This window comes from Aequorivita marina (assembly GCF_031631895.2).
Classification (GTDB): domain Bacteria; phylum Bacteroidota; class Bacteroidia; order Flavobacteriales; family Flavobacteriaceae; genus Aequorivita; species Aequorivita marina.
This window is the reverse complement of the sequence record NZ_JAVMBW020000035.1, coordinates 1-688: the sequence shown is the minus strand read 5'-3', so window position 1 is coordinate 688 and position 688 is coordinate 1. Positions and strand designations below refer to the sequence as shown.

The following is a 688-nucleotide window of genomic DNA, read 5'->3' as shown; positions in this document are numbered from 1 at the left end:
CCCTTATTTATGGCGACCAGCCCCGCGAAGACTATCGCCTTACCTACCACCTAACCGAGGCAGAGGCCATCAGTGGCAATGCCCCAATTGCCGACCCAGAAGCCTATACCAATGAGACCAACCCCCAGACCATCTGGGTACGCCTAGCCACCAACGATACCGACTGCTTCAAGGTAGGAAGTTTTGAGCTGGTGGTAAAGAGTGGCCTACCCATCGTAGACCCAGAACCCTTGGTGCAATGTGATGACCTTGGCGAACCCTTTGATGGAGTCACCACCTTTGACCTGACCCAGAAGAACGGCGAGATAACCGATGGGGTGCTTACCCAAGGCGTATCGTACTTTGTAAATGCGGAAGATGCCCAGAACAACGAAAATCCGATTGATCCCGATACCGCTTACGAAAACACAACCAACCCACAGATAATCTACGTACGCGTAGAGGATAGCGACAGCGCGTGCATTGCCCTTACCACGTTAACCCTTCGCGTAACGGCCAACCCCGAGCCAGTCACGCCAGACCCCATTGCCCTTTGTGATGAAAACGTAATCATCCCTCCAGGCCCTTATGACCAGACAGAACTCTTTGACCTTACCCAGCGCGAAGACCAGATCCGCAATGGGAACACCGATTGGACCTTGGGCTACTATGAAAGCTATGACGATGCCGTCAATGAGGAAAATGAGAT

Annotated in this window: 1 protein-coding gene; it reads left to right on the top strand. The window is 52.8% G+C overall.

Annotated elements, in window-relative coordinates; translation table 11 throughout:
• Window positions 1-688 (top strand): FIDD domain-containing protein (locus tag QPK98_RS15560; protein WP_494337536.1); only part of this gene is annotated, 688 nt, incomplete at both ends.